23 protein-coding genes are annotated in these 26439 nt (G+C 65.6%); 7 read left to right on the forward strand and 16 right to left on the reverse strand.

What is annotated here, in order from left to right; all coding sequences use genetic code 11:
• Positions 1 to 97: 97 nt before the first annotated feature.
• The 11 genes from AC3WRI_RS03895 to AC3WRI_RS03945 form a co-directional block, all read right to left on the reverse strand.
• Positions 98 to 901, reverse strand: coding sequence for an IclR family transcriptional regulator (locus AC3WRI_RS03895; protein ID WP_010809281.1), 804 nt, complete (start codon positions 899 to 901; stop codon positions 98 to 100).
• A 168-nt stretch (positions 902 to 1069) separates the two neighbouring features.
• On the reverse strand, positions 1070 to 2404 hold the full coding sequence (locus AC3WRI_RS03900; protein WP_011617240.1) for an MmgE/PrpD family protein: 1335 nt from the start codon (positions 2402 to 2404) through the stop codon (positions 1070 to 1072).
• A gap of 12 nt (positions 2405 to 2416) precedes the next feature.
• On the reverse strand, positions 2417 to 3265 hold the full coding sequence (locus tag AC3WRI_RS03905; RefSeq protein WP_011617241.1) for an alpha/beta fold hydrolase: 849 nt from the start codon (positions 3263 to 3265) through the stop codon (positions 2417 to 2419).
• Between the two features lie 12 nt (positions 3266 to 3277).
• A complete protein-coding gene (locus tag AC3WRI_RS03910) occupies positions 3278 to 5380 on the reverse strand; it encodes an acetate--CoA ligase family protein (protein WP_492292619.1) in 2103 nt (700 codons plus the stop codon).
• A gap of 4 nt (positions 5381 to 5384) precedes the next feature.
• On the reverse strand, positions 5385 to 6179 hold the full coding sequence (locus tag AC3WRI_RS03915; RefSeq protein WP_011617243.1) for an enoyl-CoA hydratase/isomerase family protein: 795 nt from the start codon (positions 6177 to 6179) through the stop codon (positions 5385 to 5387).
• 50 nt (positions 6180 to 6229) lie between these two features.
• Positions 6230 to 7225: a tripartite tricarboxylate transporter substrate binding protein gene (locus AC3WRI_RS03920; RefSeq protein WP_011617244.1), complete on the reverse strand. Its 996-nt coding sequence runs from the start codon at positions 7223 to 7225 to the stop codon at positions 6230 to 6232.
• 317 nt (positions 7226 to 7542) lie between these two features.
• On the reverse strand, positions 7543 to 8502 hold the full coding sequence (locus tag AC3WRI_RS03925; protein WP_010809275.1) for an SMP-30/gluconolactonase/LRE family protein: 960 nt from the start codon (positions 8500 to 8502) through the stop codon (positions 7543 to 7545).
• Between the two features lie 144 nt (positions 8503 to 8646).
• Positions 8647 to 9447 carry an SDR family NAD(P)-dependent oxidoreductase gene (locus AC3WRI_RS03930; RefSeq protein WP_010809274.1) on the reverse strand — a complete coding sequence of 267 codons (801 nt, stop codon included), beginning with the start codon at positions 9445 to 9447 and terminating at the stop codon, positions 8647 to 8649.
• Between the two features lie 42 nt (positions 9448 to 9489).
• Positions 9490 to 10044, reverse strand: coding sequence for a carboxymuconolactone decarboxylase family protein (locus tag AC3WRI_RS03935; protein ID WP_010809273.1), 555 nt, complete (start codon positions 10042 to 10044; stop codon positions 9490 to 9492).
• 140 nt (positions 10045 to 10184) lie between these two features.
• Positions 10185 to 11570: an MmgE/PrpD family protein gene (locus AC3WRI_RS03940; protein ID WP_492292621.1), complete on the reverse strand. Its 1386-nt coding sequence runs from the start codon at positions 11568 to 11570 to the stop codon at positions 10185 to 10187.
• Between the two features lie 29 nt (positions 11571 to 11599).
• Positions 11600 to 12604 (reverse strand): Bug family tripartite tricarboxylate transporter substrate binding protein, encoded by a 1005-nt coding sequence (locus tag AC3WRI_RS03945; RefSeq protein WP_492292623.1) that lies wholly within the window; start codon positions 12602 to 12604, stop codon positions 11600 to 11602.
• 215 nt (positions 12605 to 12819) lie between these two features.
• Here AC3WRI_RS03945 and AC3WRI_RS03950 point away from each other — a divergent pair, with 215 nt between their 5' ends.
• Complete coding sequence (locus AC3WRI_RS03950) at positions 12820 to 13707, forward strand: LysR family transcriptional regulator (protein ID WP_010809270.1); 888 nt, start codon at positions 12820 to 12822, stop codon at positions 13705 to 13707.
• 28 nt (positions 13708 to 13735) lie between these two features.
• Here AC3WRI_RS03950 and AC3WRI_RS03955 read toward each other — a convergent pair whose 3' ends face one another.
• The 3 genes from AC3WRI_RS03955 to AC3WRI_RS03965 all read right to left on the reverse strand — a co-directional run bounded on the left by AC3WRI_RS03955 (position 13736) and on the right by AC3WRI_RS03965 (position 17263).
• The gene (locus AC3WRI_RS03955) at positions 13736 to 14620 is read right to left on the reverse strand and encodes an alpha/beta fold hydrolase (RefSeq protein WP_010809269.1); all 885 of its coding nucleotides are present in this window, start codon (positions 14618 to 14620) and stop codon (positions 13736 to 13738) included.
• A gap of 296 nt (positions 14621 to 14916) precedes the next feature.
• The gene (locus AC3WRI_RS03960) at positions 14917 to 15894 is read right to left on the reverse strand and encodes a Bug family tripartite tricarboxylate transporter substrate binding protein (RefSeq protein ID WP_041688106.1); all 978 of its coding nucleotides are present in this window, start codon (positions 15892 to 15894) and stop codon (positions 14917 to 14919) included.
• Positions 15895 to 16015: 121 nt separating this feature from the next.
• A complete protein-coding gene (locus AC3WRI_RS03965) occupies positions 16016 to 17263 on the reverse strand; it encodes a CaiB/BaiF CoA transferase family protein (RefSeq protein WP_010809267.1) in 1248 nt (415 codons plus the stop codon).
• A gap of 453 nt (positions 17264 to 17716) precedes the next feature.
• Between AC3WRI_RS03965 and AC3WRI_RS03970 the strand changes: the two genes are divergently transcribed.
• On the forward strand, positions 17717 to 18676 hold the full coding sequence (locus tag AC3WRI_RS03970) for a Bug family tripartite tricarboxylate transporter substrate binding protein (RefSeq protein WP_011617248.1): 960 nt from the start codon (positions 17717 to 17719) through the stop codon (positions 18674 to 18676).
• 69 nt (positions 18677 to 18745) lie between these two features.
• Here the strand turns inward: AC3WRI_RS03970 and AC3WRI_RS03975 are convergent, their stop codons facing one another.
• On the reverse strand, positions 18746 to 19072 hold the full coding sequence (locus tag AC3WRI_RS03975) for a hypothetical protein (protein ID WP_010809265.1): 327 nt from the start codon (positions 19070 to 19072) through the stop codon (positions 18746 to 18748).
• Between the two features lie 610 nt (positions 19073 to 19682).
• Between AC3WRI_RS03975 and fdnG the strand changes: the two genes are divergently transcribed.
• Genes fdnG through fdhE form a run of 4 tightly spaced genes read left to right on the forward strand, consistent with a single transcriptional unit; the run spans position 19683 to position 25198 of the window.
• Complete coding sequence (fdnG, locus tag AC3WRI_RS03980; protein WP_010809264.1) at positions 19683 to 22772, forward strand: formate dehydrogenase-N subunit alpha; 3090 nt, start codon at positions 19683 to 19685, stop codon at positions 22770 to 22772.
• The gene (gene fdxH / locus AC3WRI_RS03985; RefSeq protein ID WP_010809263.1) at positions 22769 to 23659 is read left to right on the forward strand and encodes a formate dehydrogenase subunit beta; all 891 of its coding nucleotides are present in this window, start codon (positions 22769 to 22771) and stop codon (positions 23657 to 23659) included. The genes fdnG and fdxH overlap by 4 nt, the downstream gene beginning before the upstream one ends.
• A 13-nt stretch (positions 23660 to 23672) precedes the next feature.
• The gene (locus tag AC3WRI_RS03990; RefSeq protein ID WP_010809262.1) at positions 23673 to 24338 is read left to right on the forward strand and encodes a formate dehydrogenase subunit gamma; all 666 of its coding nucleotides are present in this window, start codon (positions 23673 to 23675) and stop codon (positions 24336 to 24338) included.
• Positions 24335 to 25198: a formate dehydrogenase accessory protein FdhE gene (gene fdhE, locus AC3WRI_RS03995; protein ID WP_492292624.1), complete on the forward strand. Its 864-nt coding sequence runs from the start codon at positions 24335 to 24337 to the stop codon at positions 25196 to 25198. The genes AC3WRI_RS03990 and fdhE overlap by 4 nt, the downstream gene beginning before the upstream one ends.
• A 41-nt stretch (positions 25199 to 25239) precedes the next feature.
• Here the strand turns inward: fdhE and AC3WRI_RS04000 are convergent, their stop codons facing one another.
• Complete coding sequence (locus tag AC3WRI_RS04000; protein WP_037025411.1) at positions 25240 to 25818, reverse strand: NnrU family protein; 579 nt, start codon at positions 25816 to 25818, stop codon at positions 25240 to 25242.
• A gap of 76 nt (positions 25819 to 25894) precedes the next feature.
• Here AC3WRI_RS04000 and AC3WRI_RS04005 point away from each other — a divergent pair, with 76 nt between their 5' ends.
• Complete coding sequence (locus AC3WRI_RS04005) at positions 25895 to 26299, forward strand: VOC family protein (protein ID WP_010809259.1); 405 nt, start codon at positions 25895 to 25897, stop codon at positions 26297 to 26299.
• Positions 26300 to 26439: the final 140 nt, after the last annotated feature.

Here is a 26439-nt window from a genome sequence, read left to right on the forward strand (position 1 = left end):
AACCCCAAAGACCGCACAACAATCTTGGGGCCAATAACGGGAGCCCGTCCTTTGACATGGGGCGAAAGCCGGCGCGGATCTCGATACCGCAGCGCCCCTACTCCACGCGCGGCATCCGCTCCTGTATCGCCGCTGCAAGTTCCATCAGTGGCTTAGCCAGCGCCGCCTCGACAGCACCGGCATCCTGGTGCGTGGATACGCTGACGTTCAATACATGGACGGCATATTCGTCAAATCGCAATGGTGTTGCCATGGCCACAACCTGAGGCTGCCATGACGCGACGCAGTAGCCTTTCTCATGCACGGAAGACACCGCAGCATCGATTTCGCGTCGCAGCTCCCCCCAGCCGCGGCCGCGGTTCTTGTCGGCCATGGCCCTCATCATCGCGTTGAACGCCTCAGGTGCCAGCGTTGCGAGGTGCGCGCGGCCGAGAGAGGTCAGTGCCATCGGGATGCGCTGCCCGCTCACCACCGTGCGCAGTGACTGGCGCCGGTTGTAGCGGAACGACTCCAGGTAAATCATCTCATCTCCCTCCGCCACCGCCAGTCCGACATTGATCTTGTGCCGCATGGCAACCTCGGCCATCATCGGCGCCGCGACCCTGAGAACCTGCGAGCCGTCGCGCATGGCATGCGCCATGCTGAGGACCGGCACACCCAGCCGGTAGGCCCGGCACTGCGGGACATACTCGAGCATGCCGGTCTCAATCAGCGACTGCGTCAGGCGGCTGACGGTCGAGCGGGACAAGCCGGTGCGCTCGGCAATCTCGCTGTTGCCGAGCATGGACGCGCCGGCGCGGAAGGCGCGCAGTACGGCAATGCCACGTTCGAGCGAGCGGTTGGGCGTCGCCTTGCCTTGGCCTGGTTTGATCCGTTCGATGTTGACGGTGCTGTTTGGCATGACAGGGGATCACTGCGCACCAGTGACCGTTCTGGAAAGCGGCGTCCGGTGCATGCATTTGCTGAGGTTGCACCCGCCGCAGGCAATGCTACTCGATGCCGATCTCCTTGTCCTACACCGCTTGTGTTCGTCATGCTGGTGACCGCGTTGGCGCCGGAGCGCCGCTGCTCAGCCAAACAGGCTGACCACCGGCTCCGTCTCGAAGTGCCAGATCTTCTGCGCCAGCCGGCGCGCGCCATCGGCGCCTATCACCGGCGCTGCCAGTTCGATCAGCTTGCCGCCGAGGTCAGCGTCGGACAGCGGGTCCTCCGGATCGCCCTTGCGATTTGGCTGCAAGTAGTCTGCCGTGGCCCCGTCCAGGGTTTCGATCTCAATCCTTGCCGCGCGCTTGCCAGGAAACCAGCCGTCGATTTCAGGGTCGACCTCGACAGTCATGCAGTCCATCAGCCGGCGCGTCTCGCTGTCCCACAACCGTTCCGGCGTGTAGGCCGACAAGCGCACGCTGCCATGCACCAGGGCGGCGGCGACGATGAACTTGAGGCTGAACTTGGCTTCGTTCTCGCTCCTGGGGTCGAGATAGCAGGCGATATCCAGCGCCGGGCGATACGTGGCGACGCGAATGCGACGGATCTGGGCGGTGTCGATGCCCAGCTTCGCTTTCAGCGCCAGCGCGCCGTCGATTGCCGCAAAGGTATGGCCGCAGCCAATGTGGTTCTTGAAGGTCAGCCGGCAAATATGGAAGTCTTTCCCAAGCGTCGATGCCAGCCCGTTCCAGTCAGGGCCGTCCGACATCGCTCGCCCCATGCCGGTCTCACCGTCGAGCACATCGAGCGAACCGGTGATGCCGGCAATGGCGGCGCGGGCGGCCAGCAATCCGCCCTCCGCTGCGCGGCCTGCGTGCAGCGGCTTGGACATCGAGTCCATGCGGAACGCCTGCTGCAGTCCGGCGGCGAAGGTCGCCGCGGTCGCCAGCGCGTGGGCAAGCTGCTCCTCGCTCGCCCCATGGATAAACGCCGCGGCGGCCGCCGCGCCAAACGTGCCGACAGTCGCGGTGCTGTGCCAGAAGCGATAGTGCGCCCGGCCCAGCACGACGCCGATGCGCGTTGAAACCTCATAGCCGACGACGATGCCCTTGAGCAGCGTCTCGCCGCTGGCGCCCGCGTCCTGTGCCGCAGCAATGGCGGCGGCAATGGTGGCGGCGCCGGGGTGATACATGGCATCACGGAAACTGTCGTCGATCTCGGCAGCGTGGGCGGCAGCGCCATTGAGCAGCGCCGCGGCGCGCGCCGTGGCGCGTTGCCCCATTGGCAGGGTGGCGTTGCCGCGGCCAAGCTCCTCTTCCAGCACGCGCTGCAGGCGCTGGACCGCATCGGTGCCGATGCCCGGGAACAGCGCCGCATGCCAGTCGACCAGCGCGCGCTTCGCATGATGCATCACCTCGGCTGGCAGCGGTCCTGCCTTGATGGTGCTGAAGAAAGGCCCAAAGGCCTCGGTTGCGTTCAAGATAGGTTCTCCTCAGCCGGCCTGCGCCGGCGTGTCGGGGAGCTGCTGCAGCCATGCCTGCAGCAGCCGGTTGACTTGTTGGTGGGCCTCATACTGGACCCAATGGCCGGCGCCCGGCACCACGCTGACACTGACTTCGGGCGCGTCGGCTGATGCATGCCGCGAGCCGCGGGCGATCCCGGCAATCGATTCGGGCGACATGGTCACGTCCGCTTCGCCCCAGATCATCAATACCGGGCCGGGAAAGCGCGCCAGCGCCTGCTGCAATCCGCCTGCGCGCGAGATCGATTTGCTATGGAAGCGGGTCGCGCGACAGGCACGCGTGTGGATGGCCACGGTTTCGCTGTCGATGGCGGCCGGATCGGCGATCATGAATGCCGCCAGATTGTCGCGCATCGCCGCGGCAAGCGCGTGCGGATCGTGGCAGCGGCGCCAGTCGACCAGCGCCCGCGTCATGCGGCGCGGACCGCCATGGCCGGCCGGCCCGAGCAACGCCAGGCGACCGACATCGATATCGCCAAGGCCCGCATGGGTCGCAAGGTGCGCCGCCACCAGCGCGCCGAAGGAAAAGCCCACCAGGTCGACACGGCCAGGTGATAGCTGGGCCAGCGAGCGGGCCAGGATCTCGACGACTCCAGGCAGATCGGCGCGCGGCGCCGCACCGGAATCGCCAAAGCCCGGCATGTCTGGCACCAGCAGCCGGCGGTTCCGGGACAACGGCCCGATATTGCGCGTCCAGTGCTGCCAGCTGCCATGGCCGCCATGCAACAGCACGCTCGCCGGGCCGTCGCCAAAGCTTCGCCAGATGATCTCGCACCCATCGACCGAAGTCACCAACACACCGTCGCGCACGTTGCACATGCCAGGGTCTCGTCAGGGCTTGTCGTTGCCGGCCAGCACCGCCACGCCATCGGCGGCCATCACACCCTGCCCTTCGGGCAGCACGAACACGGGATTCATCTCCGCCTCGACCAGCCGGTCGCCAAGCGTGGCGACCATGCGCGAGAAGGCGACGATCGCGTCGGCCAGGGCTTCCACATCCGCCTTCGGCCGGCCCCGGAAGCCCTGCAGCAGCGGGGCCGTCTTCAGGCGCCCGATCATCGCCAGCGCGGCGTCGCGGCTCAATCCGCGCTCGCCAGGCAGCAGCCGCAGCGTGGTATCGCCGAACAGCTCCGCGGTCACGCCGCCCATGCCGAGCAGGATCGCGGTGCCCAGCGCGTCGCGGTGCATACCGAGGATCACTTCGACGCCGGCCTTGACCATTTCCTGCACCAGGAAGCGTTGGGGCGCGATACCCGTGGCCGACTGCATGTCGCTTGCCATTCTTGCCAGCCGGCTTCCCACCTCCGCAGGCGGGACATTGACGGCCACGCCGCCGACATCGCTCTTGTGGGTGATCTCGGCCGACAGGATCTTCAGCACGACATTGCCGCTGAAGGCTTGCGCCGCCGCCATCGCCTCGGCGCCATCGTCAACCACAACCTCCTTCGCAACCGGTACGCCGAAACCGGCGAACAAGGTCTTGGCCGCGGCTTCGTCGAGCGAGCCGGTGCCATAGGAGGTGAGATCGGGCAACGGCAGCGTGGGAGTGCCCGCTTCGTCGACCGCGCCGAGCTTGCCGGCACGCAGCATCGCGTCGATCGCCACCGTGCAAGCCTCCGGCGCGGAAAACGCCGGCACGCCACGGCGATTGAGCAGCGATGCGACTTCCGGCGCATGCGGGCTCACGTACGCAATCACCGGTTTGTCGCTATGGGGCAGGCAGTCGCGAATGGCATTGGCCATCAGGTCTGGCATGGCCAGGCTGGACGAGCCCACGATGACTGCGACCGCGTCGTAGCTCGGGCTGTCGAGCAGGATGCGGATCGCTGCGCGGAGCAGGTCGGGCTGCAGCCCGGCCAGGGTTACGTCGATCGGGTTGCGGTCGAGCGCCGCGTGGTCGCCCTTCTGCAGCGCGCGCAGCTTCGCCGCGGTCGCTTCGTCAGGGGCCGGGGTCTCGAAGCCGGCCACGCCCAGGCTGTCGGAGACCAGCGTGCCGGCGCCGCCGGTCGAGGTCAGGATCGCAACGCGATTGCCAGTCAGTTTGCGCCCGGTAGCCAGGGCGGCGGGCATGTCGAGCAGGTCCGAGAAGGTCTGCGCGCGAATCACGCCGACCTGCTCAAAGAGCGCGTCATACATGCGATCCGTACCGGCCAACGCGCCGGTATGTGACACCGCGGCGCGCGCACCACTCTCGGAGCGGCCGATCTTGAACGCCACCACCGGCTTGCCGGCGCGCGCCGCCTTCAGCGCCGCGCGGCGGAACGTCTCCGGGTTGCGCACGCTCTCGACATACAGCGCGATCACGCGGGTGGCCTCGTCATCGGCCAGGTAATCGATAAAGTCGGCCAGATCCAGGTCGACTTCATTGCTGGTCGAAACCAGCTTGGACAGGCCGATGCCGCGTGCCGCGGCGCGCGACAGCAAGGCACCGAGGATGCCGCCGCTTTGCGACACCACGCCAATGCTGCCGGCCGGGAACTGGTCCATCTCCAGCGCGCCGCTGGCCGACAGCGGGATGTTGTCGGTCAGGTTGACCAGGCCGATGGTATTGGGCCCCAGCAGGCGCATGCTGCCGGCCGCCTCGATCAGCTCAGCCTGGCGCCGCGCGCCCTCGGCGCCGGTCTCGGTATAGCCGCTCGCCAGCACGATGGCCGCGCCGGCGCCGCGCGCCGCCAGGTCGCGCACGGCCAGGTGCGCACGCTCGGCGCCCAGCAGCACGATGCCGACGTCCGGCACTTCGGGCAGCGAGGCAATGTCCGGATAGCAAGGCAGCCCGTCGATCGACTCGACCTTGGGGTTGACCGGGTAGATCGCCCCGCTGAACCCATGCTTGCGCAGGTAGGAAACCGGGCGGCCTGCAGTCTTTGCGGGGTCGGCGGATGCGCCAATCACGGCAACGCTGCGCGGCGTGACAAGTCTTTGGATGGCATTCATGTGGTCAGGCCTTGCTGGCGGTCTTGTTCAGGAAAGCCAGCACGGAGTCGCGATGCTCGGTGCTGGTGTAGCAGATGCCCTGCGCCTGGCTGCCCTGGGCGAAGACCTGGTCGGCGGGCAGTTCGAAGGACTGGTTCATGATGCTCTTGCCCAGCGCGATCGCGGTAGCCGAGCCCTGGCTCAGTTGCGCCGCCCAGCTCAGCGCATCGTCGATCAGCGCTTCGGGCTTGCTCAGGCGGTCCGCGATGCCGAGGGCCGCGGCCTCCTGCGCCTCGACCTTGCGGCCCGTGAAGACCAGTTCCTTCGCTGCCGGCAGCCCTACGCGGCGCGGCAGGAAATACATGCCGCCACCGTCCGGGATCAGGCCCCGGTTGATATAGGACCAGGAGAACGACGCCGCTTCGGACGCCAGCACGAAATCGCAGCACAGCGCGGTATCGGCACCCAGCCCGGCCGCGGCACCGTTGACCGCGGCGATGGTGGGCTTGGGCATGGTGTGGAGCAGCTTCACGGTGTAGTGGACCCGCTGCTGGCGGCTCCAGCCATTGAAGCCCACCTCGCCGATGGGCGCCTCCATGCGGCGCTGCATGCCGGCCACGTCGCCGCCGGCGCAGAAGCCCTTGCCGTTCCCGGTGAGCACCAGGGCACGAATGGCCTTGTCCGCCGCCACGCGCTCCAGCGCGTCGATGAATTCCGAGCGCATGTCGTCGCTCATGGCATTGCGCTTGTCGGGGCGGTTAAAGGTGAGCAGCGCGATGCCCGATTCGATCTTCAGTTCAATCAGGGAATAGTTGTCCATGGTCCTGTCCGGTGCTATGTGTGCGATCTGTTTTTTTACGAGTGCCGCGCTCAGTCGGCCGTGATATTGGCGTCCTTGATGACCTTGCTCCAGCGCTGGCTCTCGGCCTTGACGTAGCGGCCGAACTCATCTGGTGTGCCGCCACTGATGGCAAGCCCCTCCTGTTCGGCGCGCTTGCGGAACGCGTCGGTGTGCACGGCCTTCTTCGCCGCGGCGTTCAGCCGCGTGATCACCGCCGGCGGCGTGCCGGCCGGTACGAACAGGCCATACCAGCTATCCGCCACATAATTGGGCACGCCGCTTTCCGCGATCGTTGGCACCTTGCTCAGCGCCGGCGCCTGCGAGCGCTGTGCGGTCGTGACCGCCACCGCCCGAAGCTTGCCGCTCTCCAGGTGCGGCGCGACTGCGGCTGCCGTGGCGAACATCACATCGACCTGCCCGCCGAGCAGGTCCGTGATCGCCGGGCCGGCGCCGCGATAAGGAATGTGGTTCAAGTCGACCCTGGCCATGTTCTTGAACAGCTCGCCGGCCAGGTGCGCCGAAGTGCCCGCGCCCTGCGAGGCGTAGTTGAGCTTGCCCGGCTTGGCCTTGGCGGCCGCGATCAGGTCCTGCACGGTCTTGATGGGGCTGTCCGGCTTCACCACCAGCACGTTGGGCGAGCGGCCCACCAGCATGACCGGCGCGAACGCCTTCTCCGTATCGAACGGCAGTTTCTTGTGCAGGCTCGGGTTGACCGCGTGGGCCAGCGTCGCCATCACCAGCGTGTAGCCGTCTGGTGCGCTCTTGGCCACCGCATCGGTGCCGATAATGGTGCTGCCGCCCGGCTTGTTATCGACGATGACGGGCTGGCCAAGGTCCTCGCCCATGGTAATGCCCATGGCACGCGCCACCAGGTCCGTGCCGCCGCCGGGGGCGAACGGCACCACCATGCGGATCGGCTTGTCGGGAAAGGCTGCGAGCGCCGGCAAAGGCGCTGTCGCGGCCATGAGGAACGGAATGGCTGCCTTGGCAAGCCGGCGGAACAATCCGGTGCAGAACGGATGCATGCTTTGTCTCCTGGAACGAGTCGGAACGCCGCGGCATCACACTGCGTGCACCGGGCGCGTTTCTTTGTTGGAGACAGCTTAGGCCCAGGCGGGCGATTCCACACCCCCACAATTCCACTGTATGGAATTCATAGGGCGCCATCCCGCGCGGCAAAAAAGGAGGCCCTGCAGAGCCCACAAACTCTGCAGGGCCAACCGTATCCCCAAACCAGTCCCAGACCGCCAGCCCCCGGGAAATCAGGACTGCAAACCGACGACGGACCTGGGTCCGGCGAGCACATTACTCAGGCCTGAGGCGCTTCAATGGGTGCTTGCCGTCAGCCGCCGGCCGCGCCTTGCGTATTGACATAAAGCGTATAGATCGACGTACAGGACGCCATGAACAGCCGATTGCGATGGCGCCCCCCGAAACACAGGTTGGCACAGCGCTCTGGCAGGCTGATATGGCCGATGGGTTCGCCGTCCGGGGCAAAGATGCGCACGCCGTCGAGTTCGGGCGTGCCCATGCCCCAGCCGCACCACAGGTTGCCATCAATATCGACACGGAAGCCATCCGGGGTGCCGGGCCCGGCGTCAACCAGTACTCGGCTGTTGCCCAGCGCCTCGCCGCCTTCACTGACCTGAAAAGCGCGGATGCGGCGAGGCCGGGTGCGCGACTCGATCACATACAGCAATTCCTCGTCAGGCGAGAATGCCAGGCCATTGGGCCCGCTGACGTCATCGGCGACGATGTCAAGGCGGCCGCTGGCCGGATCGATGCGGTAAATGCGCTCCGGCAGTTCCGAAGTTGCCTTCTCGCCCTGGTAGTAGCCGGCGATACCGAACGGCGGATCGGTGAACCAGATCGAGTCGTCCGATTTCACCACCACGTCATTGGGCGAATTCAGCGGCTTGCCGTCATAGCGGTCCGCCAGCACGGTGATGCTGCCGTCATACTCGGTGCGCGTGACACGCCGGCCGACATGTTCACAGGTCACCAGCCTTCCCTGGCGGTCGCGGGTATTGCCATTGGCATGGTTTGACGGGCTACGGAACATGCTGGTGTTACCGGTCTCCTCATCCCAGCGCAGGATCCGGTCGTTCGGGACGTCGCTCCACAGCAGGTAGCGGCCATCACCGAACCAGACCGGGCCTTCGCTCCAGCGGCAGCCGGTGGCAATGCGGTCGATCGCGGCAAGGGGCAGGTGGTATTTCTCGAAGCGCGGGCTCAGTGCCTGGACGCGCGCATCCGGATAGCGCACCGGCTCGGCCGGCGCAAGGAAAGTGTGCATGGTCATGGTTCAGCCCAGAGGATCCGAAAAGAGGGTTAACCGTGGCGACGGGACGGGGTAACCGACAACACGGCACGCAGCAATGAGTCATTGCCAGCCGCAGCTTGCAGCCATCCCAGCGGCGAACGGTCGTCCGGCACCGGATGCTGATCAGTCGCAGCGTACGCTCATGCCACCGTCGACCACGATCTCCGTGCCGGTGACGAAGCGCGCCTCGTCGGATGCCAGGAACAGCGCCGCATTGGCGGTATCGCGGCCATCGCCCATGAACCCGAGCGGAATACGTGCCTGGCGCTGGGCCAGCAGTGAGTCGACATCACCGCCCGCACGTTGCCCGGCAAGGCGCGCCTCCACCATGGGCGTATGCATCTGGCCGGGGATCACCGTGTTGACGCGAATGTTCTTCCTGGCGTACTCGACCGCGACCACGCGCGAGAGTTGAATGATTGCCGCCTTGGCCGAGGCGTAGCCGACCTGGGCCGAACCGGTCCAGCGCATGCCCGAAGTCGACGCGGTATTGACGATGGCGCCGCCGCCCTGCCGCTCCATGTGCGGCAGCACGTGCTTGCAGGTCAGGAAGACACTCTTCAGGTTGAAGTTGAGCTGGCGGTCCCAGTCTTCTTCGCTAAGCTGCACCGGGCCACCCCTGGCCGAGCCGCCGACGTTGTTGACCAGCACATCCACGCGCCCGAAGCGCGCCACGCAGGCATCGACCATGGCCTTGACCGCGGCGGTGTCGGTCACGTCGCACAGGTGCGAGTCAAACTCTGCACCCGCGGCGTCCAGCCGCTCCAGCGTTTCACGCATCGCGTCAGCGCTTTTGTCGACGGCAAAGATCTTTGCGCCTTCCTGTGCAAAGCGCACCGCAACGGCGCGGCCATTGCCCCAACCGGGGCCGACGCAACCCGCGCCGGTAACGATGACAACCTTTCCTTCGAGACGGCCTGACATACGGAATCCTTTTGTGTTTCGGGGTAACGGTTTGAACGGAATTCAGGCGCGCACCAGCTCCGGCGCGCTGCCGGCCGGGGGCATGACACCAAAAGCGTTGATCGTCATCGAGATCAGCGTGTAGTAGCCCGCCAGTCCAACGAGGTCCACCACCTGGTCCTTGCCCAGCACCGCCATCGCGCGCTGGTACAGTTGGTCCGGCACATTGCGCGTGGCGTGCAGCACAGTCAGGAACTCATGGATCACGCGCTCATCCTCCTTGACGAAGGCCGGCTCACGGCCGGTGCGGATCGCCTCGACCACGTCTTCGGCCACACCTGCCTTCAGCGCGATGGGCTTGTGTGCCCACCATTCGAATTCGGACATCCAGATGCGGGCCATCACCAGGATGGCCAGCTCCGACAGCCGCGGCGGCAACGACGAGTCATAGCGGCAGTACTGGCCCAGCGCCTGCGCGCGGTTGGCCAGGCCCGGGCGGTGCAGCCACATCGCAAGCGGCCCGCGAACCTGCCCGCGCGGACCGGCGGCAATGGCCGCGTGGACTTCCTGCTGCTCGGGCGTCAGTTCTTCGGGTTTCAGTGGCTTGAGGCGTTCCATTCGCTTGCGCTCCGTGTCGATGGTCGGAAGCGGAACGCAGGCCAGGGCACCGATGGGGCGCGATGCGACTGGGTCGGCCGGGCTGTCTCCGCTTCATTGTTGGTTTGATGAAAGCTATTCTGGTCGCCGGCATTCCGGCTTCAGGCGACGGATTCGGCGGCGGCGAGGATGTGGCGCACCGGCGTCGTCGCCAGCTTGCCAAATGCGTCGATCAGCACCTCAACCTGCGCGGGCGCAAGCACGTCCGCCGTCAAGGCGCGGAACTTGTCCCGGATGGCTGCCATGCGCGCCGAATTCTCCGCGGAACCCGACGGGTTGGCCTGGTACGCACGCAGCGGCTCACCGTTCTTCGACATCAGCTCCACCCAGCCACAGAAGCTGGCCGGATACAGCGCGTCGAGTTCGGGGTCGCGTACGATCTCGATCGCGTTGGCCAGCGCGATGATCTTCGGATCCGCCAGGCGGGCCTGCCCGAACTGCGCCGGCAGCACCTCGCCATCCAGCAGCGCCACCGCCAGCGCGTAACGGGCGCTCATCTGCGCGTTCAGCACACTGCCCGGCGCATAGCGGTAGCCGCATTGCACATCGACAACGGCCGGCATGCCGACGCGAATCGGCCCCTGCCCCGCCCAGTCGGCACGCAGCCGCAGCGCACCATCGACATGCGCATGGGCACTGCCGCAGCAAGCATAGGGCTTGAAGTTGGTCCGGGGCATGTGCCAGTCGCTGCCCAACCCTGCCAGCAGCCTTTCCGGTTTGGGCGACTCCGAGAACGCCTTGAGCCAGCCGCCGTCCCCGGTCTCGAACAACTGCGTCGGGCCGGTCAGGCCGCGCGCCGCCAGTTCGGCAGCCATCACGCCGGCCTGAGCGCCGCGCCCCGGATGGAAGCGCTTCGAATCCGCGCCGTCGCAAGCGAACGCAAACAGTCCGCCCGACTGGGTGCCGGCAAGACCCAGCGCCCACGCCGTGCGCTCGGCGTCGAGCCCCAGCATCACCGCCGATGCCGCGGCTCCGCCCAGTGGCGCGCACACGGCGGTCATATGCCATCCCTTCATCCTGGCCAGCGCCGGCTGCAGCGCCAGTGAGCAGCGGATCATGGTTTCGTAGCCGACGGCAATAGCGGTTTCGACCCGCTCGGGCGGCACCTCGAGCGTCTCCGCCAACGCGAAGACCGCCGGCAATACGACCGCGCCCAAGTGGACCTTTGCATTATGGAAGTCGTCCAGCTCGTAGGCGTGTGCAGCGGCGCCATTGACCAGCGCGGCATCGGCGGCGCGGTACGTCCTGCCTCGCCGGCCCCATGCGCGTGCCCCGCCATCGCACGGAGCGAGGTAACCATCGTCGGCCCAGCCACGGATAGCCTGCGACCAGGGCTCGTCATGCCCGGTCAGGCCGGCGCCGAACGTATCCAGCGAGAGTCCGGCGACCGCCTGCCGGACCGCGTCCGGCAGGTCGGCGTTGCGGATGCCGGCGATCCATCCGGCGAGCTCCCGGGTGATGGCCATCGATTGCGTTTGTTGATGCATGCTTGCTTGTCCTTGTCCCTGCCCTTCGCTCAATCGATACGGATGCTGGCTGCCTTGACGATGCCCGCGACCTTGTCGATCTCATCCTTGATCACCACCTTGAACTGTTCAGGCGTGGACTGCACGGTTTCAAAGGCCAGTTCGTCGAAGCGCGTCTTAAGACTGGCTTCGCGCACGGCCTTGTTGACCTCCTGCGACAGCTTGCGGGTGATCTCCGCAGGCAGGTTGGCGGGACCCCAGAGCCCGTACCACGACAGCAGCTCGAACCCGGGCAGGCCACTCTCGGCAACGGTCGGCACGCCGGGAAGCTGCGGAATACGCTTGCTGCTGGTGACCGCCAGCACCTTCAGCCGCCCCGCCTTGACGAACGGATATGCGCCTGGCATCGGCGACACCGCCGCCGACACGTGACCGCCCATCACGTCGTTCAACTGCGGCACGGCGCCCTTGTAGGACACGATATCCATCTCCAGCTTGAAGGCGTGGAGGATCATCTCCTCGGCCAGGTGGCTGGTGGTGCCTAGCCCGGAGGTGGCCCAGGTGTAGGTCCGCGGCTTGGCTTTCGCCAGCTTGACCAGGTCGCGCAGCGAGCTGGTGGGGAGGCTGGTGTTGGCGACGACGATCAGCGGCACATGCCCCACCTGTGCGATCGGGGTGAAATCCCTGATGGCGTCGTAAGGGGCGTTCTTCGCGACCAGCGGCAGGTAGACCTGGCTGGAGGCATTGAAGAGCAGCGTATAGCCGTCAGCCGATGCCTTCGCCACCGCTTCGGACCCGATCATGCCCGACGCGCCCGGTCGGTTCTCGATAACGATCGCTTGCCCAAGCTGACGCTGCAGCTGTGCAGCCACCAGGCGCCCGACTGTATCGATCGAGCCGCCCGGGGTGTAAGGGATGATCATCTTGATCGGGCGATTGGGATACGCCTCGCTCGCGAACGCCGCCGGCTGCGATCCGACCATCATGGCCATCATCGCGATCGCGCCGATCCCACCCAGCGCCGCACGCCGCCCTGTTCTGCCTGTCCTGTTCATGGCTGTCTCCTTGGTTTTTGCGCGGTCTCCAAAGGCTTCCGGATCCTTTCGTCCGCATGCCGCCGCGCTATGCAGGCCACTGTAGGGACGGGCCGGCAGACCGTCCAATACTGTTTCGCACCATGAGTTATAGGGCTGGCATATGACACGGCAGCGCGCTACCCCGGGTTGGTTGCGGCTATCCTAGTACCTTGTCCCGCAAGGAAATCAGCACCATGGAACTCCGGCAACTGCTCTATTTCGTGACCGTCGCGGATGAGTTGAACTTCAGCAAGGCGGCGGTGCGGCTGCACATGTCGCAGCCACCGCTCTCCCAGCAAATCAAGGCACTGGAAGACGAGATGGGCGTGGAGCTGTTGGTGCGCAATCGCCGGGAAGTCCGCCTGACCGACGCGGGCCGTGCCTTCCAGGCAGACTGCCGCGCCGTGCTCGAACAGGTGCGCGTAGCCGTGACCACCGCGCGGCGCACGGCGGCCGGCGACATCGGCACACTGCAGATCGGCATGGTGACGTCAGGCATCTTCCATGTGCTGCCTACCATCCTGACGCGCATGGCAGAGCGTTTTCCCGGACTGCATATCGCCGTGACCGACATGGGCTCGGCCGACCAGGCGCATGCCGTGATGCAGGGCAAGCTCGATATCGGCATCGTGCATTCGATCCCGACGCGCAGCGGCCTCGGCAAGACGCCGATCTTCACCGAGTATTTCACTATCGTCGTGCCCGAGGGCCACGAACTCGCCGCAAGGCCGGCGCTGGCGCTCCGCGACCTCGAGGGCGTGCCGCTGGTGGCATTCTCGCGTGAGCACGCGCCGGCGCTGTTCGACGGCATGATCGCCTCATGCCTGCATGCCGGCTTCAGTCCCGTCATTGCGCATACGGCGCGCAATCCGCTGACCACTTTCCAGATGGTCAAGCTCGGCCTGGGCGTGGCGCTGGTGCCGCGTTCCTACGCCCGCGCCGGGCTGCCAGGCGTGGTGTTCCGCGAGATCGGCCAGACCGCTGGCCACATCCAGCTCTATGCAATCTGGCGTGAGCAGGCGCCCAGCGATCTGGTCATGCGGGTCGTGAGCGAAGTGATGAGCGAACCGATCGGCTACTAAGCCGCATCTCGGCACCGTCATGCCGCCTTCAAGCCACCGTGCTTCGCGCCGGAGACAGCGCAGCCACATAGTCGATGATCGCCGCCACAACCTCGTCCAGCCGCTCCGGCAGCAAGGCATGCGCGGCATCGCGGATGGTGAGGTTGGTCACGCGCTCACCCAGGTAGTCACGCAGCACATTGGCATAGCGCTGCGGTGCAATCACATCGTACTCAGCCTGCACATTCAGGATCGGCACGTTGCCGCCAGCGAAGAAGTCATCGACCGGTGTGCGCTTCTGAGCCAGCGTCTGCATCGTCATCAGCTCCGTGTTCCAGCCTTGCAGCCACGGTGCAGGATCATTGCACGGCGCGAAGAATACGGCGCGCAGGCTTTCCAGGCGCACCGCGTCCGGCAGGCTGGTATCGCCGCAGCGCTCGATCTGGGCGCGTACCTCCGGCGGAATCGGCACGGCATCGACGTCCTTCGGCACCTTGCCCGCCGAGCCGGCCAGCAGGACCAGCGCGCGCACCAGGTCGGGCCGGTCGCTGGCCACGGTGCGGGCGATCCAGTTGCCATGGGCATGCCCGACGATCACGACCGGCGCCTGGCCGGCATGCTCGATCACGGCCGCGATATCGCCTGCCCAGTCGTGCAACGTCTTGTCGGCAAGCGGGCCGACGCTGCGGCCATTGCCGCGCGGCTCCGGGCAGAGCACGCGATAACCGGCAGCCGCAAGCGGCTCGGCCAGTTCCAGCATGTCAGTTGCGCCGCGGCCGAGCGACGGCAGCAAGACGATGGCCGGGCCGGCACCCAGCTCGTAGACCTCGATGGAGATCGCCGCCGAGCGCGTTACTTCATAGCGCCGGACTGCGCTCTGCTTGTCGCCGGCGTGCGATGTTGCCTGCGCTTGCTGCTCGGTGTTGCCTGGCATGGCCTGGTCTCCTCAGTGTGCTGGTCAGGACAACGGCGTCCTGCACCTTGTGCGCACCACTTTACCGAGGCCATTATTTAAATTCCAATATGGAATCTGACTGAGAGTTATAGGGCTGGCGTGCAACAAGCAAGCCCTGGAGAACGCGCAGAAGGCAAACGGATTGAAGAGCAAATGAGAAGTGTCGGGGGAAGACTCCTGGTAGCCCGTGGCACCCACTTCCCGCGGCGAAGGCCACTCCAACCTCGCCAACTGGCACCGGGCACGCCATTGCAGCGTGCCCGGCTTGCAGACGCTTACTCGACCGCGATGCCTTTCTCGCGGATCACCTTGCCCCACTTGGAATAGTCCTGCTGGATGCGCTGGCCCATCTGCGCCGGCGCCTGGTAGTTGGCAATGGCGCCGGCCTTCAGCAACTTGTCCTGTACATCCTTGTCGGCCAGGATCTTGCCGACCTCGCCCGACACGCGGTCCACCACCTCCTTGGGCGTTCCCGGCGGCGCCAGCAGGCCGCCCCAGGAAACGGCGTCGTAGCCCTTGAAGCCTTGCTCGGCAATGGTCTTGACGTCCGGCAGCATGCTCACGCGCTGCGGCGAGCCGACCGCGATGGCGCGCAGCTTGCCCGCCTGGATGTGCGGCAGCGCGGCGACGAGGTCGGCGTACATGATCGGGACCTGGCCACCGAGGGTGTCGCTGATGGCGGGCACGCCGCCCTTGTAGGGCACGTGCTGCATCTCGAAGCCGCCCATCTGCTTGAGCAGTTCCATGCTCAGGTGGCCGAAGCTGCCCGCGCCGGAGCTGGTGTAGTTGAGCTTGCCCGGCTGTGCCTTGGCCTGTGCGATCAGCTTGGGCAGGTCGGTCACGTTGGGCAGCAGCGTCGGGTTGACCACCACCACGATCGGCAGGTCATAGACCGTGGCCACGGGCGTGAAGTCCTTGGTCGTGTCGTAGCCCGCTTTCTTGTACAGGTGCGGCGCCAGCAGCGTGGGCGTGGCCAGCATCATCAGCGTGTAGCCGTCAGGCGCGCTCTTGGCTACCTGCGCGGCAGCGATGGAACCCGATGCACCGGCGCGGTTCTCGACCACGACGGGCTGCTTCAGGCGCTCGGCCAGCTTCTGGCCGACGATGCGCGACGCCGTATCCGTGGGCCCGCCCGGCGGGAACGGCACGACAAGCTTGATCGGCTTGCTGGGCCAGGATTGCGCGAAAGCGCTGCCGGCGAGCAGCGGCACTGCGGCCAGGGCCAGAATGGCACGACGCCGGGAGTGGACCATACGGGTGAAATTTCGAGTGCGCACGATGTTGTTCCAGTTTGAATCAGTGCAAGGGAACCCAAGCCCCCCTTGCCGGGCAGGGCTGCGCGGACGCCCATGAGCGTCCGCGCGGCGCGAATACTCAGGCTTGCTGCGGTGCCTCGGGCAGCGTCAGCACGCCGCGGGCCTGCAGGTCCTGCAACTGCTCATCGCTCATCTGCAGCAGGTTCTGCAGTACCGCCCGCGTGCCCTCGCCCAGCGTGGGCGGCGCGTTGCGGATCGGCAGGCGCTGGCCATCCAGACGATATGGGGGCGCGAACACGTGCGTGCTGCCTGCCACGGGATGGGGCATCTCGCGCAGCAGACCGCCCTCGCGGGTCCGTTCGCTGGTCAAAGCCTCGTGCAGTCCCGCCACCTTGCCGCAGGGAATGCCGCAGGCGGTCATGCGCTCGAGCAGCAGGTCGCGCGCAAAGCTGCGGATCAGGCCCGTGATCAGCGGGGTCAGCGTCTCGCGGTTTCTGGCGCGCTCCACATTGGTGGCATAGCGCGGGTCCTCGACGATGTCCGGACGCTCGATGACCTGGCGGCAGAACTTGTCGAACTGGCTGTTGTTGCCCACCGCGATGATCAGCGGGCCATCGGCGGACTCGAACATGCCATAGGGCACGATGGACGGATGGGCATTGCCATAGCGGGCGGGGTCGCGCCCGAGCAGCATGGCGTCCAGGCCGTAGTAGCCGGTGACCATCAGCCCGCAGTCGTACAGCGCCATCTCGATCAGCTGGCCCTTGCCCTTGCGCTCGCGGCGGAACAAGGCAGCCAGCACCGCCTGCGCGGCATACATGCCGGTCATCAGGTCCACCACGGCTACGCCGAACTTCAGCGGCGGCGTGTCGGCTTCGCCGTTGAGCGCCATGAGGCCGGCCTCACCCTGGATCACCAGGTCGTAGCCGGGACGCTTGGCCTCGGGGCCGCTGGTGTTGTAGCCGGAAACCGCGCAGTAGATCAGCTCGGGCTTGATCGCCTTGAGCTGTTCGTAGCCAAGGCCCAGCTTCTCGGCCCCGCCGGTCTTGAAATTGTGGATGACCACGTCGAACTGCGGCAGCAGGTCGTAGACAATCTGCACGCCTTCCTTGCTCTGCAGATCCAGCGTGATGGACCGCTTGTTGCGGTTCATGCTGTTGTAGTAGGTGGTCTCGGTCTTGCCGATGCGCATGCCCCAGTCGCGCGTGTCGTCGCCGCGGCCGGGGTGCTCCACCTTGACCACCTCTGCGCCGAAATCGGCCAGTACCTGACCACACAGCGGCCCCGCAAACACGCGCGACAAGTCGAGTACGCGCACGCCCTCAAGCGGGAAATCGATGCCTTGGGATTGATCAGGCGTCTGCATTGTTGGTCTCCATGGGCTGTTTCGAGGCACGAGCCGTCTGTGAATAATCGTAGCTTATGTCGGGCTGGCGTCACGCGATGCCGGCAGGGCTGCCACATAGCGCAGCACGCAGGATGGCGCGTGCCGGAATCCCGAACGTCGGTACCGGCGATGAAGACTCAGCGCATCGCCGACGACGGTGCGACAGAAGGAAGCAGAAGCTCTTCCTCGGGCGTGAAAGGTCCCCATCGCGGTCAGCCTAGCATTCTTGCTTGGATAAATGCGCTATACAATCCCTCTTCACATTGACAAAATGTTCAATAAAATTTGACAGTTGATCCTGGGGCCGGGCGAAGCGCGGTGCGCGCCCAGGCATTTGACCCATAACATCGATATTAGACGCGCGCGTCACCTTGCCCTCTTCCGGGATCCGGGCGCCTCGTCACACACCGACAATCATTCGAGGAGATTCCGTTGAAGCCGTCGAGCAAACACATTGTTGCGCTGCTGCTGGCCGTCGCCAGCACCGCCCACGCCGCCTATCCGGACCGCCCCATCAAGCTGATCGTGCCGTTCCCGCCCGGACAGGCCACTGACATCTTCGCGCGCGCCCTGGCCGAGAGGCTGGGCAAGCAGCTAGGCCAGTCAATCGTGGTGGAAAACCGCGCCGGCGCCGGCGGCAACATCGGCATGGAAGTGGCCGCGAAAGCCCCGGCAGACGGCTACACGCTCGTCATGGGCGGCAGCGCGATGGCCATCAACCAGACGCTGTACAAGAAGACCAATTACGATCCGCGTCAGGACTTCGCGCCGATCTCGGGTGTGTTCTCGGTGCCGCTGGTGTTCCTGGCTACGCCACAATCGGGCTTCACGTCATTGCGCGACCTGATCGCCAAGGCCAAGGCCGCACCGGGCAAGTACAGCTATGCCAGCGCTGGCATCGGCGGCACGCAGCACCTGTCTGCCGAGATGCTCAAAGCGCAGACCGGCGTGTTTATCGTGCATATTCCCTACAAGGGCAGCGGCCCCGCGCAGGCGGATTTCCTGGGCAACCAGATTCCGCTGATGGTCGATTCCGTGACCGCCGCCCTGCCGCTGATCCAGACCAGCAAGGCCGTGCCGCTTGCTGTAACAACGTCAAAGCGCGTGCCGCAGTTGCGGTCGGTGCCAACCGTGCGTGAGGAAGGCGTACCGGGTTTCGAAGCGCTTGGATGGGCGGTGATGATGGCGCCCGCGGGCACGCCGCCGGCAATCGTCAATCAGCTCAATGCGGAGACGGTGAAGGCACTGCAATCGCCCGAACTGCACAAGTTCATTACGGATCGCGGGTCGGAGCCGATGCCGATGACTCCGGTTGAGACGGGGAAGTTTGTGGATAGCGAGATTCGGAAGTGGGCGACAGTCGTGAAACGGTCGGGCGCAACGGCGGATTGAGGGGGCGAAGTGGTCGCCCATGCGCCATTCCTGGCGTCGCAGCCGGATGCCAGCCCAGCCGGTCGCCGCTTACAGCGGCCCGGGCAGCGTCTTCAGGCCGACCCAGAGCACCACGATGACAACATTGACCGGCACGCAGAGCGCTCCGGGCACGTAGAAGAGTGCTGACAGCGCAGGCGCGGACAGCACCAACTCCACCACGCTACCCAGCCCATAGCAGCAGACACCGCACCAGAGCCAGCGCCGCATGTAGGTTAGCAGCCAATGCGCGCGCGCCTTGTTGAAATGCCAGGCGAGGGCTCGTTCAGCGCGGTTGCCCTTGCTGGCGTCCCGGTACAGCCAGCCGAAGAAGAAGTAGCGGTACAGCAGGGCGCGAAATGTCAGCTCTTGCGTCATCACTCATCTGGCCTCTGCCAGCCCATGGAGTGCAAAGATCTTCAAGCCCTCGCCGCATGCAGGAATGCCAGCGGCACAGGCCAATTGCCGTTCTGTTCAATATCATTGGTAGAAACGGCCAGCATGGAAGTCAAGCGTGACGCTTCCTTGGGGCATGAGCCGCCCGCGCCGAACCGGACTTTCCCCTATTTGGAGTAATCGGCCGGTCGTGCTACGCTCCTCAGCGAGCGATACCCGTCCCGACGTCGTGCCCCGGTGGGGCCGCGCATCTGCAGGGCAATCCGCAGGGCGTTTCGGGCTCATTCTCATCGCTTATCCAAATTAGTCTGCATTCGAACCTGAGCGGCATTCCTCCGCTCGTGGAGCCGTGCGCGCGGAAAACCGGCACGGATGACGTCGCGTCGTGACCGGCGCCGCGACGTCATTTGTGGTTGGTCATCCTCTTGCGCATGCACCTCAGGGACGTGCCGGACGGGGCATCTCCGTGATCGATCGCGATCCGGACGCCCCGAGGATACGTGCGCCCAAATGAAGCTGCGGGTCTCGAATGCGATCGCCCCCACCCCTGGCAGCAGGGATGGGCGGAAGAAGAAATGACGATGAGACCACGATGACCTACACCACCAATATCGGACGTCGGCAGTTCCTCAAGATCCTTGGCTTTGGATCTGTTGCCGTCTCGGCCTCGGCGCTGGGCCTGGGTACTGCCTGGGCGCAGGCGCCTGCCGGCGTGCGCCCCTACAAGCTGCTGCGTGCGAAAGAGACGCGCAACAACTGCACCTATTGCTCGGTCGGGTGCGGCCTGCTGATGTATTCGCTGGGTGACGGCGCCAGGAACGCGAAGCCCCGCATCTTCCACATCGAGGGGGATCCCGATCACCCGGTCAGCCGTGGTTCGCTCTGTCCCAAGGGCGCCGGGCTGCTGGACATCGTCCATTCGAAGAACCGGTTGCAGTATCCGGAATATCGCGCGCCGGGATCAAAGGAGTGGGTGCGCATCAGTTGGGACGATGCGACCAGGCGCATCGCCCGCCTGCTGAAGGACGACCGCGACAAGAACTTCATCGCGCGCAACGACAAGGGCCAGCTGGTCAACCGCTGGCTCAGTTCGGGCATGCTCGCCTCGTCGGCGGCATCTAACGAAACCGGGGTTCTCGACTTCAAGTTTGCCCGATCGCTGGGCATGCTGGCGCTGGACTGCCAGGCGCGCCTGTGCCACGGGCCAACGGTTTCGGCGCTGGGGCCGTCCTTCGGGCGCGGCGCGATGACGAATCACTGGGTGGACATCAAGAACGCCAATGTCGTCATCGTCATGGGCGGCAACCCGGCCGAGGCCCATCCGGTCGGCTTCAAGTGGGTGATCGAGGCCAAGATCAGGAACAAGGCCAAGGTCATCGTCATTGATCCGCGCTTCAACCGCACCGCCTCGGTTGCCGATATCTTCTCACCGATCCGGGCGGGGTCGGACACGGCATTCCTGATGGGCATGGTCAACTGGCTGCTGCAGCACGACAAGATCCAGCACGACTATGTACGCGCGTACACCAACGCGTCGCTGATCGTACGCGAGGATTTCGGCTTCGACGAAGGGTTGTTCTCGGGCTTCGATCCGCAGAAGCTCGTCTACGACAAATCCTCCTGGAACTATGAGCTGGACGCGGCGGGGAACGCGAAACGCGATCCCTCGATGCGCCATCCGCGCTGCGTGCTGAGCCTGCTGAAGCAGCACGTGTCACGCTACACGCCCGAGAAGGTCGAGGAGATCACCGGCGTCCGCAAGGCCGACTTCCTGCAGATCGCCGAGATCGTCGGCTCGTGCTCGGCGAAGGACAAGACCCTGACCTGGCTTTACGCACTCGGCTGGACGCACCACACCGGTGGCGCGCAGATCATCCGCGGCGCCGCGATGATCCAGCTGCTGCTGGGCAATGTCGGTATGTCCGGCGGCGGCGTCAATGCGCTGCGCGGGCATTCCAACATCCAGGGCTATACCGACCTTGGCCTGCTGTCGGTGCGGCTGCCGGGCTACATGGACCTGCCCGCCGACAGGCAGCAGACCCTGAAGCAATACCTGGCCGATGCCACGCCCAAGGCCGTGCTGCCCGATCAGGTGAACTACTGGAAGAACCTGCCCAAGTTCTTCGTCTCATTGCAGAAGAACCTGTTCGGCAAGCATGCCACTGCGGAAAACAACTGGGCCTTCGACCTGCTGCCGAAATGGGACCGCAGCTACGACATGCTGGCCTATTTCGACCTGATGTACGAGGGCAAGGTCAACGGCTATGTCGTCCAGGGGTTCAACCCGCTGGCGGCGATGCCTGACAAGAACAAGACCTCGGCCGCGCTGTCGAAACTGAAGTTCCTCGTGGTCATCGACCCGCTGGTGACCGAGACCTCCAACTTCTGGCGCAACGAAGGCAAGTTCAACGACGTCAAGACCGAAGAGATCATGACCGAGGTCTTCCGGCTGCCGTCGAGCTGCTTTGCCGAGGAAGACGGGACGGTCGTGAACTCCGGCCGCTGGCTGCAATGGCACTACGCGGGCCAGCAGCCGCCGGGCGAGGCGCGTCATGACCCGGCCATCCTCGGCGGCATCATGATGGAGCTGCGGCGGCTCTACGAGAAGGAAGGCGGCGCCTGCCCGGAACAGGTGCTGCACATGACCTGGGACGAGGCGACCTATCACGATCCGCACAGCCCGCATCCCGAGGAAATGGCCAAGGAAGCCAACGGCTACGCGCTGGCAGACGTGTTCGACGAGACCGGCAAGAAGATCCTGCGCAAGGGCCAGTTGCTGGATTCTTTCGCCCAACTGCGCGACGACGGCACCACCTCAAGCTACTGCTGGATCTTCGCCGGTTCCTGGACCGAGGCGGGCAACCAGATGGCCAGGCGCGACAACACCGACACCGGCCTGGGCAACACGCCGGGCTGGGCCTGGTCGTGGCCCGCGAACCGCCGCATCCTCTACAACCGCGCCTCGATGGACGAGATGGGGAACCCCTGGGACCCCAAGCGCCAGATCCTGCATTGGAACGGCGAGAAATGGGTGGGCGCTGACGTGCCCGACTTTCCGCTCACTGCGGCGCCCGGCACGCCCGTCGGACCCTTCATCATGCTGCCCGAAGGCGTCGGGCGCCTGTTCTCCGTCGGCGGCATGACCGACGGCCCCTTCCCCGAGCATTACGAGCCGGTTGAAAGCCCGATCGCCAAGAACCCCCTGCACGACAAGGTCACGCACAACCCGACCGCCCGCATCTTCCAGAACGATGCGCAGCGGATGGGCAACCGCACCGAGTTCCCCTATGTCGCCACGACCTATTCCATCACGGAACTGTTCCGCCACTGGACCAAGCACTCGCACCTGAACGCCATGCTCCAGCCCGAGCAATTCGTCGAGATCGGCGAAAAGCTGGCCGCGGACAAGGGCATCGCGCATGGCGACACAGTGAAGATCACGACCAAGCGCGGCCATATCACTGCCAAGGCCGTGGTGACCAAGCGCATGCGCACGCTCCGGGTGGCCGGGCAGGCGGTCGATCAGATCGGCATCCCCTGCCATTGGGGCTTCGAGGGGGCGACCCGCAAGGGCTATCTCGCCAACACGCTTGCGCCCGGTGTCGGCGACGCCAATTCGCAAACGCCGGAATTCAAGGCATTCCTTGTAAACATTGAAAAAGTGGCGGGAGCGCAAACATGAACTCGCAGAACATCATCCGTAGCTCGGCCTCGTCGGAGCTGACACCCGCCCCTCGTATCCGCGACCATCAGATGGAAGTGGCCAAGCTGATCGACGTGTCGATCTGCATCGGCTGCAAGGCGTGCCAGGTCGCCTGCAACGAATGGAACGACCTGCGCGGCGACGTGCAGGAGAATGTCGGCGTCTACGACAATCCGCGCGACCTGTCGCCCAACACCTGGACCCTGATGCGCTTCACCGAGCATGAGGACCAGGCGGGCAAGCTGGAATGGCTGATCCGCAAGGACGGCTGCATGCATTGCGAGGATCCCGGCTGCCTGAAAGCCTGCCCGGCGCCGGGCGCCATCGTCCAGTACGCCAACGGCATCGTCGACTTCCAGTCCGACCTGTGCATCGGCTGCGGCTATTGCGTCGCGGGCTGCCCCTTCGACGTGCCGCGTATTTCCAAGCTGGACAACAAGGCCTACAAGTGCACGCTGTGCTCGGACCGCGTCTCGGTCGGGCAGGAGCCTGCCTGCGTCAAGACCTGCCCGACCGGCGCCATCGCCTTTGGCTCGAAGGCAGAGATGCAATCCCTTGCCGGCGAGCGCGTGGCCGAGTTGAATGAGCGCGGCTATGCCAGGGCCGGCCTGTATGACCCGGCGGGGGTCGGCGGCACCCACGTGATGTATGTGCTGCAACATGCCGACGACCCGAAGCGTTACGCGGGCTTGCCGAAGGACCCGGAGATCAGCTCGGTGGTCTCCGGCTGGAAGGATGGCCTGAAACCCGTAGCCGGCTTCGTCGGCGCGGCGGCGGTCGTGGGCATGGCGGCGCATTTCATGGCGGTCGGCCCCAACATCACCGAATCAGACGAACACGACGCCCCGACTGACGGCGCAGCATAAGCGGAGACCGGAAATGGCGACCAACAACGACAGGATCCTGCGCACGAAATTCGCCGAGCGGCTGTGTCACTGGGCGATCGTGCTCTGCTTCTTCCTTGCGGCGGTTTCGGGAATCTCGTGGTTCTTCCCGACGGTGAGCTGGCTGAGCGGCTTCCTTGGCACGCCGCAGATGGCACGGCTGCTCCACCCGTTCCTGGGCATCGCGGTGTTCGCGGGGCTGTGCTACATGTTCTGGCGCTTTGTCGGCCACAACATGCCCGCGCGCACCGACGCGATCTGGTTCCGCCGCGCCAGGGAAGTGCTGCTGAACCAGCATGGTGGCGAACCGCTGCAGATCGGCAAGTACAACGCCGGCCAGAAGGTGCTGTTCTGGCTCATTATGGCTTCGATCCTGGCCCTGCTGGTCTCCGGCCTGATCATGTGGCGCGCCTATTTCGCCGAGTATTTCCCGATTCCCGTGCTCCGCCTGGCGATCCTGGCCCATTCCGTCGCGGGGATCGGCCTGATCCTGCTGATCGTGGGCCACATCTATCTGGCGATCTGGGTCCGCGGCTCGATCACCGGCATGGTGACGGGCTACGTCTCGCGCGCCTGGGCCAGGCAGCACCATGACCGCTGGTATGGCGAGTTGCAGGCAAAGGAGTCGAAAGCGGCGCAAGCGAAGGGGAACGAGGCATGAACCAGCATCAGGCCACGCCGGGAACACTGCTATCGGACGAGGCCTCCCGGCATTTCACGCCGCTGATCCAGCCAGACCTTGCCGGTCTTTACAGCCGCCGCGCCGCACGCCTGCGCGCGCTGGCCGAAGGGCACGACCTTGCCGATTACCTGCGCCTGGCCGCCCGCGTGGCCGAGGTGCAGGCATCGCTTGTGGCCGAGGCCGATGTGTCCGCCCCGGCAGACGCCAGGGCCATCCCGCAGGAGGGGCATTGGGGCGCCCTGCTTGATCGGTTGATCGAGCGGCTCGCGCACGATGTTCCCGCCCCGGTCGCCCCGCATCTTGCGGCGCTGCGCGCCCTCCCTGCGGATGCGCGCCTTGGCGCCGCCCAGGCGCTGACCGAGGGCCGCTTTGATGCGGTGCCGGCAGCAATCGCGCCCTTCCTCTGGGCTGCGCTCTCGCTGCAATGTGCCAGCGCCGCGCGGGCGGCGCCCGTGCCCGACAGCGGCCCGGCCGAGCACGCATCCTGCCCGGTCTGCGGCACTGCCCCCGTGGCAAGCCTGATCCTGATCGGCGACCGCCAGGGCATGCGCTATCTGCATTGCGCGCTCTGCGAGAGCCAGTGGCACATGGTGCGGGCGAAATGCACCAACTGCGGCGAAGCCTCGGAGCTTGACTACCTCAGCTTCGACACCGCCGAAGCTACGGTGCGCGCCGAAAGCTGCGGGGTGTGCCACGGTTACCTGAAGGTGATCTCACTGGAACGCGACCCGCAGGCCGAGGCCGTGGCCGATGACCTTGCCTCCCTGGCGCTGGACGATGCTGTGACGGCGGAGGGCTATCAACGGACCGGGTTTAATCCCTTTGCGCTGCCGGGATGAGGCGCTGCCCGACCTGTCCTGCTGACGACCAGATTCTTCGCCTATCCGAACGCCCGCACGCCAGTCATCCATTCGTGAAGCACGAATCCGAACAGCACCCAGCCTGCCAGCCCGACGACCGCCACCATCGCATCGCGCGCAGGTGTCCCGGCCGGGTAGCTGGTTCCTGCTTCCCGGTCCCGCCGGCGCGCTGACACGAAGTCCGCCACCGCCCACGCCAGGAACGCGCCAAACAGCACCACTGCCGCGAGTGTTCCGTTGGCAAGAAGGTGCCCCAGGGCCCAGGCCTGCACGCCTGCCAGCATCGGATGGCCAAGCGCAGCCTTGATGCGGTTGCGAGGCACATAGGCCGCCGCAATCAGCACAAAGGCCGGGATCGTGAGCAATGCGGCAACGTGCCGCCCCCACACCGGCGCCGTCCAGGCCATCACAGGATCCGCGCTGGCCAGGCCGTAGCCCCAGACAACCAGCGCCAGGCCGGCAATCGAAACCAGGGTGTACAAGCCTTTCCAGCGACGGGGGCCGAGCCTGGCAATCTGCGCGGTGCGCCATGGGTCGGCAACCATGCGTACCGAGTGCGAACCCAGAAAAATGAGCAATCCCAAAACCAGTACCGTCATGCTGCTACCCCTTTCTCTAGCGCCCGTCCCACGCCTAAGCTAGTCACAGGTCCAGCCTTGACCAGGAGGGTTTCCCATGCTTCAGAACAGTGACGTCGCGGCCAGGATTCCTGCGCAAGACCTCGCGCGAGCGAGATCCTTCTACTCGAGCAAGCTCGGTCTTGAGCCAGTTGAGGAACGGCCCGGCGGCCTGCGCTACAAGTGCGGCAACAGCTACTTCGTACTTTTCGAGTCGGCTGGCTCGGCCTCTGGCAATCACACACAAATGGCCTGGGAGGTCGATGACATCCAGGCAACCGTTAGCGAGCTGCGGCAGCTGGGAGTCGTGTTCGAAGAATACGATCTTCCCGGCCTCAAGACCATCAACGGGATCGCCGAGGTCCAGGGGAACTACCCGTCCAAGGGTGGCCTGGGCGAGAAAGGTGCCTGGTTCAGAGACAGCGAGGGCAACCTCCTTGCCATCGGGCAACCGATCAGGTGAGTCGATCGGCCTGATTGAACTGCTCCTTCGGACCGTGCACCGCGCTGCATCACCCTGGCTTGGAAGGCTTGGTGCTCTCACGTGGGCCGCCAACATGCCATGTCATGGCACGCCGCCGCCCGCCCCCGCCTGCGCCGGGG

The sequence above is a fragment of the Cupriavidus sp. FW305-27 genome (genome assembly GCF_058787995.1).

Excerpts from the sequence above, each read along its gene's own strand:
- AC3WRI_RS03895 (WP_010809281.1), bottom strand. The coding sequence starts at position 901 with ATGCCAAACAGCACCGTCAACATCGAACGGATCAAACCAGGCCAAGGC.
- AC3WRI_RS03905 (WP_011617241.1), bottom strand. The coding sequence starts at position 3,265 with ATGTGCAACGTGCGCGACGGTGTGTTGGTGACTTCGGTCGATGGGTGC.
- AC3WRI_RS03910 (WP_492292619.1), bottom strand. The coding sequence starts at position 5,380 with ATGAATGCCATCCAAAGACTTGTCACGCCGCGCAGCGTTGCCGTGATT.
- AC3WRI_RS03915 (WP_011617243.1), bottom strand. The coding sequence starts at position 6,179 with ATGGACAACTATTCCCTGATTGAACTGAAGATCGAATCGGGCATCGCG.
- AC3WRI_RS03920 (WP_011617244.1), bottom strand. The coding sequence starts at position 7,225 with ATGCATCCGTTCTGCACCGGATTGTTCCGCCGGCTTGCCAAGGCAGCC.
- AC3WRI_RS03925 (WP_010809275.1), bottom strand. The coding sequence starts at position 8,502 with ATGACCATGCACACTTTCCTTGCGCCGGCCGAGCCGGTGCGCTATCCG.
- AC3WRI_RS03930 (WP_010809274.1), bottom strand. The coding sequence starts at position 9,447 with ATGTCAGGCCGTCTCGAAGGAAAGGTTGTCATCGTTACCGGCGCGGGT.
- AC3WRI_RS03935 (WP_010809273.1), bottom strand. The coding sequence starts at position 10,044 with ATGGAACGCCTCAAGCCACTGAAACCCGAAGAACTGACGCCCGAGCAG.
- AC3WRI_RS03940 (WP_492292621.1), bottom strand. The coding sequence starts at position 11,570 with ATGCATCAACAAACGCAATCGATGGCCATCACCCGGGAGCTCGCCGGA.
- AC3WRI_RS03945 (WP_492292623.1), bottom strand. The coding sequence starts at position 12,604 with ATGAACAGGACAGGCAGAACAGGGCGGCGTGCGGCGCTGGGTGGGATC.
- AC3WRI_RS03950 (WP_010809270.1), top strand. The coding sequence starts at position 12,820 with ATGGAACTCCGGCAACTGCTCTATTTCGTGACCGTCGCGGATGAGTTG.
- AC3WRI_RS03955 (WP_010809269.1), bottom strand. The coding sequence starts at position 14,620 with ATGCCAGGCAACACCGAGCAGCAAGCGCAGGCAACATCGCACGCCGGC.
- AC3WRI_RS03960 (WP_041688106.1), bottom strand. The coding sequence starts at position 15,894 with ATGGTCCACTCCCGGCGTCGTGCCATTCTGGCCCTGGCCGCAGTGCCG.
- AC3WRI_RS03965 (WP_010809267.1), bottom strand. The coding sequence starts at position 17,263 with ATGCAGACGCCTGATCAATCCCAAGGCATCGATTTCCCGCTTGAGGGC.
- AC3WRI_RS03975 (WP_010809265.1), bottom strand. The coding sequence starts at position 19,072 with ATGACGCAAGAGCTGACATTTCGCGCCCTGCTGTACCGCTACTTCTTC.
- fdnG (WP_010809264.1), top strand. The coding sequence starts at position 19,683 with ATGACCTACACCACCAATATCGGACGTCGGCAGTTCCTCAAGATCCTT.
- fdxH (WP_010809263.1), top strand. The coding sequence starts at position 22,769 with ATGAACTCGCAGAACATCATCCGTAGCTCGGCCTCGTCGGAGCTGACA.
- AC3WRI_RS03990 (WP_010809262.1), top strand. The coding sequence starts at position 23,673 with ATGGCGACCAACAACGACAGGATCCTGCGCACGAAATTCGCCGAGCGG.
- fdhE (WP_492292624.1), top strand. The coding sequence starts at position 24,335 with ATGAACCAGCATCAGGCCACGCCGGGAACACTGCTATCGGACGAGGCC.
- AC3WRI_RS04000 (WP_037025411.1), bottom strand. The coding sequence starts at position 25,818 with ATGACGGTACTGGTTTTGGGATTGCTCATTTTTCTGGGTTCGCACTCG.
- AC3WRI_RS04005 (WP_010809259.1), top strand. The coding sequence starts at position 25,895 with ATGCTTCAGAACAGTGACGTCGCGGCCAGGATTCCTGCGCAAGACCTC.